Genomic DNA, 15,749 nt, shown 5'->3' on the forward strand with positions numbered 1-15,749 from the left:
TCCAGATCATCCCGCGGCGACCCGGTACTGTCACTGGATTGCGCGCCAGACACAAACCATTGACAGGGGCGCACTGCTGTGCACGACTGAAAGCGACAGGTGGAGGCGGAGGTTCGCGCGGATGGAGACCATCGACTACGGCACCGGCGAGCTCGGCCGGGTGCGCTTCGTGCTGTCGCCGCTGGGACATCTGATCCACGGTGTGCACGACGGTCCGTGCAGCCGGGAGTCGCCGTGGCGGCAGCGTTGGTGGCCGCGGGCCCGGCGGCAGGTGAGCCTGGGTTCGGGGCGGCTGGTGCCGCTGATCAACCGCGCGCACCCGGACGCGCCGGCGTTCCTGCCGCTGGCGATCGCCGGTGACGGCGACGGGGCCGCGACCCCGACCTTCGAGCAGGAGCTGGACCGGCTGCGCGCCACTCCCCCGCACCTGCTGGGCTACCGGCTCGCCACCACCCCGGTGCGCACCGACGACTCCGACCGGCTGATCCGCGGCCTGCGCAACCAGGAGGACGCCTCGCTGCGCGCCGTCGTCGACGGCCTGCTGGCCCTCTACCGCGCCACGCTGATGCCGGACTGGCCGACGATCTCCGAGCGGCTGCAGCGCGACGTGTCGATGCGCCGGCGCCAGATCCAGCAGCACGGGACGCTGCCGATGCTCACGAATCTGCACTCTGATATCACCTGGCGGCCCCGTACGGAGCCCGGCGGCCCCGGCCCGGGGCTCATCCTGGCCCCGTGCCTGTTCGGCCAGCAGCGGGCCCACTGCGGCCCCGGCGCCGACGGCACCCAGGTGGTGGTCTACCCGACCGCCGAGCTGGAGGAGTCCTACGCCGCCCCCGACGACCACCTCGCGGCGCTGCTCGGCGCGGGACGCGCGGCGGTGCTGCGGAGCCTGGCGTCCCCGGCCTCGACCACCGGGCTGGCCCGGCGCCTGGGGATATCGGCGCCGATGGCCTCGACGCACGCCACGCTGCTGCGCAACGCGGGCCTGGTCTCGACGGCCCGGGACGGCAAGAGCGTGCGGCACGAGCTCACCGCGGTCGGACGGCAGCTGGTCGAGCTGAACCCGCAGACCGCCACCACGTTCTGAGCCGCGACCAGCAAGCGCCAAGCGTTGACCGCTGAGCCCTGAAGCCAACGAACACCTCAGCGCTTGATCCCCACCCCGACCAGCCCCCAGATCTCCTCCCAGTCCTCGCGCAGCTCGCCGTCCGGCCGCCACAGCGGCCGCGGCACCACGCCGGGCTCGATGATCTCGGTCCCGGTGAACAGGGCCCTGATCTCGGCCTCGTCGCGCATGTACATCTTCGACGTCGCCTGGTCCCAGGCCCGCACCGCCGCCTCGGCCTGCACCGGGCGGCCGCCGTCGGTGATGTGCGAGACCACCAGGGCGCTGCCGGACGGGACCGCGGCCAGGAACTCCGCCACGATGCGGTGCGGGTCCTCCTCCGGGGCGATGAAGTGCAGCAGCGAGTTCATCACGATCGCCACCGGCTGCTCCAGGTCCAGCACTCGGCGCAGTTCCGGGTCGGCCAGCACCTCGGCCGGGCGGCGGACGTCGGCCTCCACCACCGCGGTGTGCGCCGGGTCGGCGGCGGCGACCAGGGCCCGGCCGTGGACGGCGACCATCGGGTCGTAGTCCACGAACACGATGCGCGCCCGCGGGTGCGCCCGGCGGGCCACGTCGCCGATGTTGTCGGTGCCGGGCAGACCGCTGCCCAGGTCGAGAAACTGGGTGATGCCGGAGGCGGCCAGGAACCGGGTCGCGCGGTTGAGGAACGCACGGTTCTCCTGGAGGATCTCGCGGGCCTGCGGCACATGCCGCAGCGCGGTCTCGGCGGCCTCGCGGTCCACGTCGAAGTAGTGCATGCCGCCGAGCAGGTACTCGTAGATGCGCGCGGTGTGGGCCTTCGTCGTGTCCAGTTCCGGCGGGACCCAGCCCGGGATCAGCGTGGCGTCGATGCTCTCGACGGCGTCCGCCGAGGTCACGGCGGACCGGGGAAATCCGCCGGTGTTCGAGGCCTGATGTTCGTCAACCACCTGCGAGAGCCTAGCGGAGATATCTCTGAGCCGGTTCTTAGGAAAAAGGGCGGGGATCGGGCCTTGACAGGCGGTGACTTTTCAGCTCCGGGACGCCTGTCATTGTCCCGATACGTCTTGGACCCCGCTCGTACGTCGTAATGTCGCCCCGCAGCTGGTAGAAATTTTGGTCATGTCGAAGAATGCCAGGGCCCGACGAGTCCGCCGCCGCCTGATAGCCGGGATGGCGGTGTCCACCATGGTCAGCGCGGCCTCGATGGCGGCCACCGTCAGCGCACAGGCCGACACGGCCCCGTCCGGTGGTCAGTCGCCCGTGGCTGCTCCGTCGACGTCGTCGAGCCAGCCCAGCCAGCCGGATCCGACGTCGGCCGCGACGAGCACGGCGCCGACGCCCACGCCGACCCCCACTCCGACGCCGACCCCGACGCCCACCCCGACGCCGACTCCGACGCCCCCGAGCACGACGCCGCCGACGTCGTCGGCGCCGCCCCCGACCTCGGACCCGACGCAGCTGCCGCCCACGCCGACCGCGCCGCCGCCGACCACCCCGACCCCGGCCCCGCCCGTGCCGTCGAAGGCGCCGCCGACGCCGGCGCCCAGCAAGGCCACGCCGGGCCAGCCGGTCCAACCGGGCCAGCCGATCCAGCCGGCCCCGCCGACGCCGAACCCGGCGCCCTACATCCCGCCGCCGGACCCGGTGCCGGTGCCGACGCACCCGCCGGCGGGCGCGGGCCAGTTCGACAACTCCCTGATCGCCACCACCGCGCTGGCCTACGTCGGCCGCTGGGGCGGCCAGGCCTGCGTGGACGCCAACCGCTTCCGCTCCGGCCAGTGCCGCGAGTTCGTGGACTGCGTGGTGTCGCTGGCCAGCGGCGGGAAGATCTGGCCGGTGGACCCGGGCGGGAACTACCAGGTCGGGTTCAGCGCGGCCGGCGCGGTGCCGGTGGCGCCGGCCGCGGCCGTCGAGGGCGACATCATCCAGATCGGCGACCACGACGACTCCAACCCGCTGCACACCGCGATCGTGCTGACCAACCACGGCGACGGCACGTACACCGTCGTGGACTCGAACTGGGTCGGCGAGCCGCTGATCAAGGAACTGGTCGGCGTGCACGACTGGACCCCGCCGGCGGCCGCGCAGTTCTGGCGCCTGGGCGCGGTCAACCCGAACAACCCCGGCTGGAAGATGCCGAAGAACGGCGTCACCGGCGGCTACGACCTGAGCGGCTACCAGCCCCCGGACACCGCGATCAACCCGGCCCCGCCGGCCCCGACCGCGAGCACGAACACCGTGAACGGCCTGGCGTCCGGGACGATCACGGTGCGCTCGGCCGACGCCGACCCGACGCACCCCGCGGTCCGCATGCAGTACTGGATCGACGGCAAGTCCGCGCAGGCCATCGACAACGCCCCCGGCGGCGCGCTGCTGCCGCTGGACACCACGACGCTGACCGACGGCCCGCACGTGATCACCACCCAGGCGATGGCCGACGACGGCGCCATCTCGCAGCTGTCGGCCCCGGTCACCATCAACGTCACCAACCACCAGCTGACCGTCGCCGTCGCCGCGCCGAACGCGCCGCTGCTGTCCGGCACGGTGCCGCTGGGCATCGGCGCGGCCCCGGCCTCGGACCTGGCCACCGAGACGCTGACGCTGGACGGCGTGGCCATGGCCGAGCCGATGACCACCAGCAACCAGCTGAACCTGGACACCACGACCCTGACCGCCGGCCAGCACCAGATCAAGGTCGCGGTGACCAACCGCGAGGGCAAGACGGTGACCTGGGGACCGGTGATCGTGACCGTCACCGGCGCGGCCACCGGACCGCGGGCCGTGCTGCCCTCGGCCACCGCCGGGCACGCCGACCTGGTCGCGGTCGACGCGACCGGCCGGCTGCTGCGGTACCCGTGGATCGGCGACGGGACGTTCGGCGTGCCGGTGCCGGTCGCGAACGGCTTCGCGGACGTCACCGCGCTCGTGGCGGGGCGCTTCACCGGCCCGGCCGGCGCGGTGCAGCTGCTCGCGGTGAAGAAGGACGGCAGCGCACACCTCTACGGCTTCGACGCCGCCGGCAAGGCCGTGGATCAGGGTGCTGTCAGCGGGGCGAAGTGGAACACCTTCCCGCGGCTGTTCGCCGGGGCGTTCACCAGGGCCGGGCACGACGACCTGATCGGGATCGACGGCGCCGGGCACGCGCAGCTGATCACGCTCACGGTGCCGGCGGCGGGGACTCCGGCGGCGCCGGCCACGCCCGCGACGCCCGCCGCGACCACCCCGCCCGGCTCGCTGCCCGGCGCCGGTACCACGACCCTTCCGGGTGCCGACGTCATGCCGCTGTCCGGCCCCGGTGCCGATCACACGGTAGTGCCGGCCGCCGCGACCGCGCCGAAGCCCGCCATCACCGCCGCACTGAAGGCGCTGCCGCAGAACCCGACGCTCGCCGCGGCGGTGGCGATCGAGGCCGCACCGGGCGCCGGCGGGATCGACGAGCTGCTGTCCACGGACGGCACCGGCGCGGTCGCCGCGTTCACGTTCACCGCGCAGGGATTCGTGCCGGTGAAGACCGCGCCCGGCGCACCGGCCCTCCCGGCCCTGAAGCTGCCGGCCCCGGTCACCACGCCGGTGGACGGCACGTTCGTCGGGAGCGAGGCGCAGATCCTGGTCACCGGGGCCGACGGCCAGACCTGGATCATGTCGCTGGCGCACCCCGACCGGCCGGCTCAGGGTGCTGCGTTCCAGTCGGACGCGGTGGCGCCGGCGACGCAGCCCGCCCAGGGGCAGCACCGGCTGGCTCAGCCCGAGGGCTGATCGCACGGGCCGCGTCGGCGCACAGGCCGGCGCGGCAACCCGTGCAGTAGTCGGCGCGGCAACCGGTGCCGCAGTTGGCTCGGCAGTCGGTGCCGCAGTCGGCGCGGCAACAGGTGCGGCATTCGGCGCGGAAATGGTGACAGCCGCCCGGGAACTGGGAGGTCTCCCGGGCGGCCGTCTACGCCTTGTCTATCAGGTTCGCCGATCCGGCGCCACGGTCCCGGGCTCCCCGAGGGCCGGCACCGGGGGCGCGGCCGCTCCGTTCGCGCCCTCCCCGCCGTGCTCTTTGCGATCGTCCGCACAACGGTCCGTCAGCCGGAGGACCAGCACGATGTTCGCCAGGACGAGGACGGCGACAATGGTGGCCAGCACGGACGAAAGGGACATGCGCACTCCTTGCCGAGCACCGCGGCCGAGGGACCGGCGCTTAAGGGTGATCAGGTGCGGATGCTAGCAAAGCCGGACCCGCGCGGGTAAGGGCCTGATTTCCCTGACGGCCCGTTGTCCTGGGCCGGGTATCGCAGGGTATTCATAAAGTTACTCTCCGCAGTCGGATCCGCCGCCACCCGTGTCCGGAACTGACAGAAGCCCGTCATTGCCGCCATCGCCGTCCCGGGTGAGGATGGAGCCATGGCCGGAACCCGACGGATCGTGATCGCGGTGTTCCCGGACGTCGACCTGCTCGACGTCACGGGACCGGCCGAGGTGTTCGCGCTGGCGAACCGGGAGTGCGGACGGTCCGCCTACCGGGTCGAGCTCGCCGGGCGCCGAGTCGGGCCGGTCGCCACGTCAGCGGGGGTCCGGTTGCTCACCGATGTGGCGTTCGCCGAGGTCGGCGGGTCCGTCGACACGCTGATCGTCCCGGGCGCCGTGAACCTCGGCGCCGCGGGGCCCGTCGCGCGGGTCGACCAGGACGTGGTGGCATGGGTCGCCGCGGTGGCGCCGTCGGCGCGCCGGGTGGCCTCGGTGTGCGTTGGCGCGCACGTGCTGGCCGCCGCCGGGCTGCTCGACGGCAAGACCGCGACGACGCACTGGTCCACCGCCGCGCAGCTGGCGGCGGAGCATCCGGCGGTGCGGGTGGACCCCGACCCGATCTTCGTGCGGTCCGGAAAAGTGTGGACCGGCGCGGGGATCAGCGCGTGTATGGACCTCGCGCTCGCGCTCGTCGCCGAGGACCTCGGCGAGGACGTGGCGCTCGGGGTGGCCCGGCAGCTGGTGGTCTACCTGCGGCGGCAGGGCGGCCAGAGCCAGTTCTCGGTGCCGCTCAGCGCCCCGCCGGCCGGCCGCCGGGACATCGACGAGCTGCGGATCTACGTCGCCGAGCACCTGGACGCCGACCTGTCGGCCCCGGCACTGGCGGCGCGCATGTGCCTGAGCGAGCGGCACTTCGCCCGCGTCTTCCGCCAGGAGACCGGCACGACGCCGGCCGCCTACGTCGAGGCCGCACGCGTCGAGGCGGCACGCAGGCTGCTGGAGACCACCGACGCGGCGCTGGACGAGGTCGCGGCCGGCAGCGGCCTGGGCTCGGTGGAGACGCTGCACCGCGCGTTGCGGCGGCAGATCGGGACCACCCCGGCGGCCTACCGGCGGCGGTTCCGCGTCACCGCCTGACGTTTCCGCGCACCGAATTTCTGCACTGAATCTGTGCACTGAATAGCGACTGACAATTCCGAGGAGAAGTATGTCTACGTCACCAACACTGCGTTCCATCATCGGACTTGACAATGCCTTGCCGAAGCTCGCCGACGCGACGCTCGTCATGGTCGATTTCCAGAACACCTATCGCACCGGCGTGATGGAGCTCGACGGCGCCGACGCCGCGGTGGCGGCCGGCGCACGGCTGCTGCGCGCGGCGCGAGCAGCGGGAGCGCAGGTCGTGCACATCGTCAACGACGGCGGCGAGGGCACCCCCTATGACATCCGCGCAGAGATCGGCTCGATCATCACAGAGGTGGCACCGATCGACGGCGAGCCGGTGGTGGTGAAGACGTTCCCGAACGCCTTCCACCACACCGACCTGGAGAAGACACTGCGCGAGCTCGGCGCCGGGCCGGAGTTGGTACTCGCCGGCTTCATGACGCACATGTGCGTGACCTTCACCGCCCAGGGCGCCTTCAACCTCGGCTACCGCCCGACGGTGGTCGCCGACGCGACGGCGACCCGGTCGCTCGCCGGGCCGGACGGCGCGCCGCAGCCTGCTGACATGCTGCAGGCCGCGGCGCTGACCACGATCGGAGACCTGTTCGGCATCGTGGTTCCGAACGTGGAGGTGCTACTTAAGAGCTAGCGACTCTCAGTACCGATAGTGCTCGGCCTTGTAAGGGCCCTCAATCGGCACGCCCAGGTAGTCGGCCTGCTCCGCCGACAGCTCGGTCAGCTGCACCCCGAGGGCGTCGAGGTGCAGCCGCGCCACCTTCTCGTCCAGGTGCTTGGGCAGCCGGTACACGTCCTCCGTGTACTGGTCCTGATTCGTGAACAGCTCGATCTGGGCCAGCACCTGGTTCGCGAACGACGCCGACATCACGAAGCTCGGGTGGCCGGTGGCGTTGCCGAGGTTGAACAACCGGCCCTCGGAGAGCACGAGCACCGCGTGCCCGTCCGCGAACGTCCACTGGTGCACCTGCGGCTTGACCTCGGTCTTGGTCACGCCCGGATGCGCCGCCAGGCCGGCCAGGTCGATCTCGGTGTCGAAGTGCCCGACGTTGCCGACGATCGCGTTGTGGCGCATGCGCGCCAGGTGTTCCACGCGGATCGCGCTGGTACCGCCGGTGGCGGTGACGAACAGGTGCGCGTCCTCGACGACCTGGTCCAGGCGCGCCACCTGGAAGCCGTCCATCGCCGCCTGCAGGGCGTTGATGGGGTCGATCTCCGTCACCACGACGCGCGCGCCCTGGCCGCGCAGCGCCTCGGCCGCGCCCTTGCCGACGTCGCCGTAGCCGCACACCACGGCCAGCTTGCCGCCGAGCATGACGTCGGTGGCGCGGTTCAGGCCGTCGGGCAGGGAGTGGCGGATGCCGTACTTGTTGTCGAACTTCGACTTGGTGACCGAGTCGTTGACGTTGATCGCCGGGAACAGCAGCCGGCCCTCGCGAGCCAGCTTGTACAAGCGCGCGACGCCGTTGGTGGTCTCCTCCGACACCCCGCGCAGCACGGCGGCGATGCGGGTGAAGCGGGTGTCGTCCTCGTCGAGGCTCTCGGCCAGCAGCGCCAGGATCTGGCGGCGCTCCTCGTGGTCGCCCGGCTCCGGTTCCGGGACCCGGCCGGCCGTCTCGTACTCGGCGCCGAGGTGCACCAGCAGCGTGGCGTCGCCGCCGTCGTCCACCAGCAGGTCCGGGCCCCGGCCGTCGCCGAAGTCGAAGAGCTGGCGGGTGCACCACCAGTACTCCTCCAGCGTCTCGCCCTTCCAGGCGAACACGGAGGTGCCGGTGGGCTTGTCGGGGGTGCCGTCGGGGCCGACGACGACCGCGGCGGCCGCCTCGTCCTGGGTGGAGAAGATGTTGCAGGACACCCATCGGACCTCGGCGCCGAGCGCCACGAGGGTCTCGATGAGGACCGCGGTCTGCACGGTCATGTGCAGGGAGCCGGCGATCCGGGCGCCGCGCAGGGGCTGGGCCGCCGCGTGCTCGGCGCGCAACGCCATCAGGCCGGGCATCTCGTGCTCGGCCAGTGTGATCTGCCGGCGGCCGTACTCGGCCAGTTCGAGGTCGGCGACGGCGAACCGCAGGCCGTCGATCTCCTCACTGTGGTGCTTCATGCTCGCTTTCCCGTCTTCGCATGAGGTGGTGGAACCCCGGGGAAGCACAAAGCGCGCCTCCACGAGGGAGGCGCCCTTGGGAAAGTCGTCGGGACCGAGCGTGGCGGATTCAAGGATCCGTTGCAGCGCCTCTCAGCTCCGGCGGCGCCGTGATGAGCGGCGCGCAACAAATGTAGCGCGCGACGCTCGGCTGTTCACAGTTGGCGCTTGAAGACCACCTTGGGGTCGCCCGGTCCGGCGTAGTCGTCGACGACCTCCGCGGTGAAGCCGATGGCGGTGTGGAAGGCGACGCTGTTGACGTTCGCCACACTGGTGATCGCCTTCAGGCTGGTGGCGCCCTGGGCCGCGGCCAGCCGGGCGAACTCCTCGTGCAGCCGGCGGCCCAGGCCCGAGCCGCGGGTGTCGTCGCGGGTGGCGATGAAGTGGACGTAGCCGACGTGGTCCTGGTTCACCCAGCCCATGAGGTAGCCGCGGATGCCGTCCGGGGAGTCGGCGACCATGCAGGTCGGGCCGAACTCGTGGACCAGCGGGAAGTGGTGGCCCGCGCGCATGTCGCGCTCGCCCCAGTAACGCGGCAGGTCGGCGAGGATCTGGTGCAGGTCCGCGACGGTCATCGGGCGCATGGTCTCGCTCATGGAGAGATCTTGACACAGCACGGAGACGGGCCCGGAACCGGCGGGGCGAGCTCCGGTTCCGGGCCCTGTGGCGGGTCGGGGTGGTCGGGGTGGTCGGTCGGGTCGGGGTGGGCCGAGCTGGTCGGGGCTGGTGAGGGCTGCTCGGTCAGCGCACCACGTTGAGAAAACTCATCATGCCGTTGTCCTCGTGGGCGCCGATGTGGCAGTGGAACATCCACTGGCCGGGATAGTCCTCGATCGGGATGCGGATCACGACCTTGCCCGGGACCCCGCTCACCGCGTGCGGCACCGGGACGACGTCCTGCATGTGGGTGTAGGGCACGGCCGTGCCGTTCACCGACATCTCCTGGAACGCGCTGGTGTGCAGGTGGAACGGATGGTCCTCGCCGCTCTCGTTGAGGATTGTCCACTCCTCGACGGTCCCCAGCTTGGCCGGGTCGGGAAAGACCGAGGTGGTCGGGTCGAACTGTTTTCCGTTGATGAAGAAGCTGAGCCCGTCGGGGCTCTCGCTGAGGTCGACGGTGCGCTGCTGCGCGATCTTGGCGTCGGCCAGGCTCGCCGGAGCGGTCCTGACCCCGCCGGTGAGGGTCGGGAGGCGGTTGACCGCGTCGCCGTAGACGTCCAGCTGCGCCAGGGTGGTGTCCGGGTACTGGTCTCCTTGCGGACCGTTGCTGTACGCGGTGGTCCGCAGCCAGGCGGTGCCGGGGGTGCCGTTCGCCGTCACGAGGACGTCGTAGCGCTTGGCCGGGGGCAGGAGCAGGGTGTCCACGGTGGTGGCGCCGGCCACCGGGACGCCGTCCTCGCCGACCACGGTGAACGTGTAGCCGTCCAGGCGCAGGCGGTAGAAGATGTCGGCTCCGGCGTTGATCAGGCGCCACAGCTGGGTCTCGTTGGGCTGCATGCCGACGATCGGCCGGAGCTGGCCGTTGACCAGGCGGACGGTCGGGGCGTTGGAGTCGATCTTCGAGGTCGCGGTGTTCTGGACGATGGCGCCGTTGGCGTCGATCTGGACGTCTTTGAGCACGAAGGTGTGCGCGATGACGTGCTGATAGGCCGCCGGGAGCAGGGTTCTGTCGTCGCCGACGATCAGGGCGCCGGACAGGCCGGCGAAGATCTGGTTCTCGACGTCGCCGGACATGGCCATGCCGCTGCTGCCGGCCACGCCGTTGATCGGTCCGGTGACGCCGCCGGGGCACATCGTGCCCATGGCGTGCGAGTGGTACCAGTACGTGCCCTGAGGATGGTCGGCAGGGATCACGAGGTGGTACGTGTACGTGTCGCCCGGGGCGATGCACAGGAAGTCGTCGTCCGAATGGCTCATCGGGTCGATGTGCAGGCCGTGGAAGTGCACATTGGTGGCCACCGGAAGATGGTTGACGACCCGGACGTCGACGTTCGCGCCGGGATTGAAGCTGATCGTCGGCGCCACGTAGGAGCCGTTGTAGGACTGTCCCTTCGCGGTCTTCCCGGCCAGGTCGAACTGGGTGTCGTGGGTATCGAGGGTGACGGTCAGGCCGCCGTTCGCACCGGCGGCCATCGCCATGTCCGGCGGATCCTGGAACAGCGCGCCGGACACCATGCCCTGCTCCTGGTCGGTCACCGGCGGCGGCGCGTTCAACGTCCCTGTCGAGGACGCCAACGCGACCGCGCCGGTGGCTGCGGAGAGGATGGCCAGGACCGTGATCAGGAGCACGGCGCGGCCGGCTATCAGGGTTCTCAGAGGATCGTCGCGATTTCCTTTTCCAGGCGCGCGAAAGCGCCATCGAAGAGCAGCGGCCACGGCGGGTGTCCTTCCTGGGTTACCGGAACGAGAGGTGGCGGAGCCGGGTGACGCTGTGAATCCAAACCCTGTGCTTAAACGCTGTAGTGGATGGTCTGTCCGAGCAAGAATCTAAAACCTGCGGGGCGCTTGGTCCAGGGGACCGGGACATGGACGCGCCGCCGGAACCCGGAAGTCACGCCTGATGAGGGGGCGTAAGGGTGGCGAATTCGAGTCTGGGCCCCCGGCGCCTTGACGACAAGCCGGCGCCGGGGCCGGCCGGCGGAGAATCTGCTGCGGCGCTGTGCCGACGGAAGGTCTCCTGCGGCGCTATCCGCGAACGCTGTGCGGCTCGGCCAGCACCTGATCCAGAAACGTCAGAGTCCCGGCGTCGGCATCGAGCCGGGCCGTCACGCCGATCGGATACGTCTGCATCTCGCAGTTGTGCCCGATGTTCACGCCGGCCAGCACCGGCACGCCGAGGTCCCCGAACCGCTCGGCCAGCAGCCGGTCGATGTGCTCCGGATTCCCGGATTCCGTGAAGGTGCCGAGGATGATCCCGCGTAGGCCTTCCAGGTACGCCGTGGCCCGGCGGATCTGCGTGAATATCCGGTCCAGGCGGAACGGCAGCTCGTCCACGTCCTCCAGGAACAGGATCCCGTCCCGGACCGGGTACGAGGTGTCGGTCCCGAAGTTCGCAGCGATCAGCGTCGCGGTCCCGCCGAGCGTCAGGCCCTCGGCGGCGCCGGGGACCAGCGCACGCGAGCCCCGAAACGTGAGCCGTCTGACCGCTGAAGGCGTATAGAGGAGCTTCATCAGCTCCTTGAAGTCATACTCTCCAGGCCCCTGCCAGAACCCGCTACAGGCCACCATCGGCCCGAACAACGACACCCATCCCACCTTGACCGCTATAGCCTCCAGCAGCGCCGTGACGTCGGAGTACCCGACGACCACCTTCGGCGCCGAGGCGTCGACGCGGCTCCAGTCCATCAGCTCCAGCGTGCGCTGCGCACCGTAACCGCCGCACGCGAGGAACACGCCGGCGTACTTCGGGTCGCTCAGCGCACGCGTGAGGTCGGCGGCGCGTTCGGCGTCGGTGCCGGCCAGGTAGTCGTACCTGCTGCCGGTATCGCGCGCGGTGCCGAAGACCTCCGGTCTGAGACCGACGGATTCCATGGCGCGCAGGCCCGATTCCAGGTGTCTCTGGCTCGGCACCGGCGAGGAAGCACAGAGCACTGCGACGGTGTCGCCGGGTCTCAGAGCCGGCGGACGCAGCAGGGTCATGTGTGCGCTCTGGGATCCGTCAGCAGGTACGTGGCGAGCACGCCGGCGCCAAAGGCCAGGCTGTCGGTGAGCACGTGCTCGTCGACGCCGTGGACGTACCGCCAGGCGTCGAAGCCCTCGGGGGTGCGTCCCGGGACGAAGCCGAAGCCCGGGATGCCGATCTTGGCGAACGCCTTCGCGTCGGTGCCGCCGGTCATGCAGAACGGCAGCACGATCGCCTCGGGGTCGAAGGCGCGCAGCGCGGCGGCCATCGCGGTGAAGTCCGGGGCGGTGAAGTCGGCGCTGACCGGCGGGTTGTGATCACCGGTGCGGGTGGCGTCGGGGCCGAGGAGTGCGTCGACGGTCGCGAAGAACTCGGCCTCGGTGCCCGGCAGCAGGCGGCCGTCGAGGGCCACGCCGGCCTCCGACGGGATGACGTTGTGCTTGTAGCCGGCGCGCAGCATCGTGGGGTTGACCGAGTTGCGCAGCGTGTCGGCCAGCAGCGGCGCGGCGGCTCCCAGGGAGCTGAGATCGTCCGGGGAGATCTCGCGGCCGAAGTGCTCGGACAGGCCGTCCAGCAGGGCCCTGACGATCGGCACCACCCGCACCGGCCACTCGTACTCGGCGAAGCGGGTGACCAGCGCGGCCAGCTTGGCGATCGCGTTGTCGTCGTTGCGGCGCGAGCCGTGGCCGGCGGTGCCGCGCGTCGTGACGGTCAGCCACGCGCTGCCGCGCTCTCCCGCCGCGATCGGGTACAGGCGCGCGCCGTCGGACAGGTGCACCGAGTGGCCGCCGGACTCGCTGATCGCGGTGTCCACGCCCTCGAACAGGTCGCGGTGCTCGCGGCTCAGGAAGCCGGCGCCGAAGTCGCCGGTGTCCTCCTCGTCGGCGACGAAGGCCATGACGATGTCGCGCGGCGGGCGTTGTCCGGTGCGGGACAGGTGGTGCACGAACGCGAGCATCATCGCGTCCATGTCCTTCATGTCCAGGGCGCCGCGGCCCCAGACGGCGCCGTCGCGGACCTCGCCGGAGAAGGGGTGGGACTGCCAGTCGGCGGGCTCGGCGGGGACGACGTCGAGGTGGCCGTGCACCAGCAGGGCCGGCGCGCCCGGGTCGGTGCCGGGGATGCGGACCACGGTGTTGGCGCGGCGGGGCGCGGACTCCAGGACGACGGGGTCGAAGCCGGCGTCGGTGATCTGCTCGGCGACCCATTCGGCGCAGGCGCGTTCGCCGCGGCTCTCGCCGGCGCCGAAGTTGCTGGTGTCGAAGCGGATCAGGCGGGAGCAGGCGGCGATCGCGTCGGCGGCGAGCTTTTCGAGGTCGGAGTCGGTGGGGCGGGGTGCGGACCGGCCGGGGGCGGACCGGCCAGGGGCGGACTGACCGGGGGCGGACAGATCGGGTGCGTTCATGTCAGGCTCCGAGGACGCTCGCGTACAGGTCGAGTTCGGCTTGCAGGCAGACGGCCATGGTCGCGTCCTTGCGGAAGCCGTGCCCCTCGCCGGGGAATCGGTGGTAGGCCCGGCACAGCCCCGGGTTGACCGCCTCGACGGCCTTGACCAGCCGGTCGGCCTGGTCGGGGCGGCAGATCACGTCGTCCTCGCCCTGCAGCATGATGAACGGCGCGGTGATCTCGGCGGCGTGCGCCAGCGGCGAGACCCGGGCGAAGCGCTCGGCGTCCTTCTCGGGGTCGCCGATCAGGTAGTGGACGTAGCGGCTCTCGAAGTCGTGGGTCTGTTCGTCGTACCAGGTCGCGGGATCGCTGATCGGGAAGTAGACGGCGCCGCAGGCGAAGTAGTCGCTGTGCGCGAGCGCCGCCAGGGTGGCCCAGCCGCCGGCCGAGCCGCCGCGGATGCCGGTGCGCCGCGGGTCGGCCAGTCCGGCGGCGGCCAGGGCGCGCGCCACCGCGACCGGGTCCTCGACGTCGGTGATGCCCCAGGTGTGGCGCAGGCGGTCGCGGTAGGCGCGGCCGTAGCCGGTGGAGCCGCCGTAGTCGACGGAGGCGACGGCGTAGCCCCGGGAGGTGAACAGCGCGAAGGGGAGATGGCGGGTGGCGACGGTGCTGCTGGTCGGGCCGCCGTGGACGTCGATCAGCAGCGGCGGCGGGGTGTCGGAGGGGCCGCGGTACCCGGGGTTGGTCGGCGGGTGGTAGATGTACGGGACCTGCCAGCCGCCGTCGACCTGCACGTGGCGGCGTTCGGGGACGGAGACCCAGGCTTCGTGCGGGTGGGCGGCGGGCTCGACGCAGCGGACAGTGTGGCGGCGGGCAACGTCGATGCGCAGCGGAGTCGAGGGTTCGGTGGGGCTCGCGGCGACGACGGCGACCGCGGCGGCGCCGTCCCCGCTGACCGAGGTCGCGAACTCGGTCCAGTCCGCGGCCAGGTCGGTGGTCTCGCCGGTCTCCGGGTCCCACCGGACCAGCGCCTCGTCGCCGAGGCTGCGGCGCAGGACCACGCCGGCGTCGGTGACGGCGAACGACGTGGAGCCGACGCGCCAGATCGCGTGGCCGCACTCGGTCTCGGTGGGGAAGACGTTGGTCGCCTCCGTCTGCTCCCCGGCCAGGTCGACGCGGAACAGGTTCCACCAGCCGTCGGGGTCGGCCAGCGCGTAGAGGGTGTCGGCGTCGGCCCACTCGGCCTGCGCGACGGACACCTCGTCGCCGCCGAGGACGCGGGCCTGCGCGACCGCGACGCCGTCGACGATCGAGGCGACCATCAGGTCGGTGGTCTCCCACGGCATCGCCGGGTGGTCCCAGCCGAGCCAGGACAGCCGCATGCCGTCGGGGCTCAGGCGGATCGTGGACAGGAAGTGGTGGGAGCGGGCGACTTCGCGGAGGGCCTCCGGGTCTTCCGCTCCGGCGCCGGACAGCGGGATGGCGACGACGTCGCGGGTGGTGCGCGGGGCGGGGTCGGTGAGTGCGCCCGGTTCGTCGAGTCGAGTCCTCTCCCGAATCGCCCAGATCTCGGTGCCGGTCGGGCCCAGGATCATGTCCGAGTAGTTGGTGCGGGTGACGCCTTCGGGGTCGGCGGGGGTCAGGGGCGTCGGGTCCGTCGGGGCCGTCAGGGGCTCGGCGACCAGATACAGCCGCTGGTCGCGGGAGCAGGAGAAGACCGCGAGGTCGGGCGTGGCGAGGTAGGGGCGTCCGCCGTAGCCGATCGCCTTGTTGCCGACCGGCCAGTCCGGGCCCAGGACCGGTCCGACCGTGCCGTCGGCGTCCCGTCGCACCAGGCCGACGGTGGCCGTCGCCGGGTCCGGCGCGCACCACCAGGTCTGCTCGCCGACGATCGCAGGCCACTGCGGCGCGCCGGGGGTGGCGGCGACGTCCTCGGCCGTGAGGGGGGACGGCCAGGTGCCATACGGGTGGTCGACCTTTGTCACGGGATCTCCTCGGCTCGGTCGGTGGTGCGGGGCGGTGCTGGGTTCACAGTGATCGACGGTGATCGATGCGCGCGGCTGAGGCGTCATCGTGGCCGCAGACCGCCGATCGGCAAG

12 protein-coding genes are annotated in these 15,749 nt (G+C 71.7%); 4 read left to right on the forward strand and 8 right to left on the reverse strand.

Features of this window, described 5'->3' with window-relative positions; translation table 11 throughout:
* Positions 1-121 precede the first annotated feature (121 nt).
* Complete coding sequence (locus ABH920_RS15795; RefSeq protein ID WP_370349723.1) at positions 122-1,090, forward strand: winged helix-turn-helix domain-containing protein; 969 nt, start codon at positions 122-124, stop codon at positions 1,088-1,090.
* A 56-nt stretch (positions 1,091-1,146) separates the two neighbouring features.
* On the opposite strand, the gene ABH920_RS15800 is transcribed toward ABH920_RS15795, so the two are convergent.
* Positions 1,147-2,040, reverse strand: a complete 894-nt coding sequence (locus ABH920_RS15800) for an SAM-dependent methyltransferase (protein ID WP_370349724.1) — start codon at positions 2,038-2,040, stop codon at positions 1,147-1,149.
* Between the two features lie 172 nt (positions 2,041-2,212).
* Between ABH920_RS15800 and ABH920_RS15805 the strand changes: the two genes are divergently transcribed.
* On the forward strand, positions 2,213-4,849 hold the full coding sequence (locus ABH920_RS15805) for a hypothetical protein (protein ID WP_370349725.1): 2,637 nt from the start codon (positions 2,213-2,215) through the stop codon (positions 4,847-4,849).
* Between the two features lie 192 nt (positions 4,850-5,041).
* Here the strand turns inward: ABH920_RS15805 and ABH920_RS15810 are convergent, their stop codons facing one another.
* A complete protein-coding gene (locus tag ABH920_RS15810) occupies positions 5,042-5,236 on the reverse strand; it encodes a hypothetical protein (RefSeq protein ID WP_370349726.1) in 195 nt (64 codons plus the stop codon).
* A gap of 243 nt (positions 5,237-5,479) precedes the next feature.
* Between ABH920_RS15810 and ABH920_RS15815 the strand changes: the two genes are divergently transcribed.
* Both ABH920_RS15815 and ABH920_RS15820 read left to right on the forward strand, forming a co-directional pair.
* Positions 5,480-6,460, forward strand: a complete 981-nt coding sequence (locus tag ABH920_RS15815; RefSeq protein WP_370349727.1) for a GlxA family transcriptional regulator — start codon at positions 5,480-5,482, stop codon at positions 6,458-6,460.
* A gap of 70 nt (positions 6,461-6,530) precedes the next feature.
* Positions 6,531-7,136 carry an isochorismatase family protein gene (locus tag ABH920_RS15820; RefSeq protein ID WP_370349728.1) on the forward strand — a complete coding sequence of 202 codons (606 nt, stop codon included), beginning with the start codon at positions 6,531-6,533 and terminating at the stop codon, positions 7,134-7,136.
* 6 nt (positions 7,137-7,142) lie between these two features.
* Here the strand turns inward: ABH920_RS15820 and ahcY are convergent, their stop codons facing one another.
* The 6 genes from ahcY to ABH920_RS15850 form a co-directional block, all read right to left on the reverse strand.
* Complete coding sequence (gene ahcY, locus ABH920_RS15825) at positions 7,143-8,603, reverse strand: adenosylhomocysteinase (RefSeq protein ID WP_370349729.1); 1,461 nt, start codon at positions 8,601-8,603, stop codon at positions 7,143-7,145.
* 194 nt (positions 8,604-8,797) lie between these two features.
* On the reverse strand, positions 8,798-9,238 hold the full coding sequence (locus tag ABH920_RS15830; protein WP_370349730.1) for an N-acetyltransferase family protein: 441 nt from the start codon (positions 9,236-9,238) through the stop codon (positions 8,798-8,800).
* A 145-nt stretch (positions 9,239-9,383) separates the two neighbouring features.
* Positions 9,384-10,931: a multicopper oxidase family protein gene (locus ABH920_RS15835; protein ID WP_370349731.1), complete on the reverse strand. Its 1,548-nt coding sequence runs from the start codon at positions 10,929-10,931 to the stop codon at positions 9,384-9,386.
* A gap of 396 nt (positions 10,932-11,327) precedes the next feature.
* Positions 11,328-12,281, reverse strand: coding sequence for an LD-carboxypeptidase (locus ABH920_RS15840; RefSeq protein WP_370349732.1), 954 nt, complete (start codon positions 12,279-12,281; stop codon positions 11,328-11,330).
* Complete coding sequence (locus ABH920_RS15845) at positions 12,278-13,669, reverse strand: M20/M25/M40 family metallo-hydrolase (RefSeq protein WP_370349733.1); 1,392 nt, start codon at positions 13,667-13,669, stop codon at positions 12,278-12,280. Before ABH920_RS15845 ends, ABH920_RS15840 begins: the two co-directional genes overlap by 4 nt.
* A gap of 1 nt (position 13,670) precedes the next feature.
* Entirely contained in the window at positions 13,671-15,635 is a 1,965-nt protein-coding gene (locus ABH920_RS15850) for an alpha/beta hydrolase family protein (protein WP_370349734.1), read from the reverse strand.
* Between the last annotated feature and the right edge of the window lie 114 nt (positions 15,636-15,749).

Source organism: Catenulispora sp. EB89, from assembly GCF_041261445.1.
Lineage (GTDB): Bacteria > Actinomycetota > Actinomycetes > Streptomycetales > Catenulisporaceae > Catenulispora.

Bases quoted from the DNA above. Each gene is read 5' to 3' on its own strand.
- ahcY (WP_370349729.1), bottom strand. From the start codon at position 8,603: ATGAAGCACCACAGTGAGGAGATCGACGGCCTGCGGTTCGCCGTCGCC.
- ABH920_RS15845 (WP_370349733.1), bottom strand. From the start codon at position 13,669: ATGAACGCACCCGATCTGTCCGCCCCCGGTCAGTCCGCCCCTGGCCGG.
- ABH920_RS15830 (WP_370349730.1), bottom strand. From the start codon at position 9,238: ATGAGCGAGACCATGCGCCCGATGACCGTCGCGGACCTGCACCAGATC.
- ABH920_RS15820 (WP_370349728.1), top strand. From the start codon at position 6,531: ATGTCTACGTCACCAACACTGCGTTCCATCATCGGACTTGACAATGCC.
- ABH920_RS15805 (WP_370349725.1), top strand. From the start codon at position 2,213: ATGTCGAAGAATGCCAGGGCCCGACGAGTCCGCCGCCGCCTGATAGCC.
- ABH920_RS15810 (WP_370349726.1), bottom strand. From the start codon at position 5,236: ATGTCCCTTTCGTCCGTGCTGGCCACCATTGTCGCCGTCCTCGTCCTG.
- ABH920_RS15795 (WP_370349723.1), top strand. From the start codon at position 122: ATGGAGACCATCGACTACGGCACCGGCGAGCTCGGCCGGGTGCGCTTC.
- ABH920_RS15840 (WP_370349732.1), bottom strand. From the start codon at position 12,281: ATGACCCTGCTGCGTCCGCCGGCTCTGAGACCCGGCGACACCGTCGCA.
- ABH920_RS15815 (WP_370349727.1), top strand. From the start codon at position 5,480: ATGGCCGGAACCCGACGGATCGTGATCGCGGTGTTCCCGGACGTCGAC.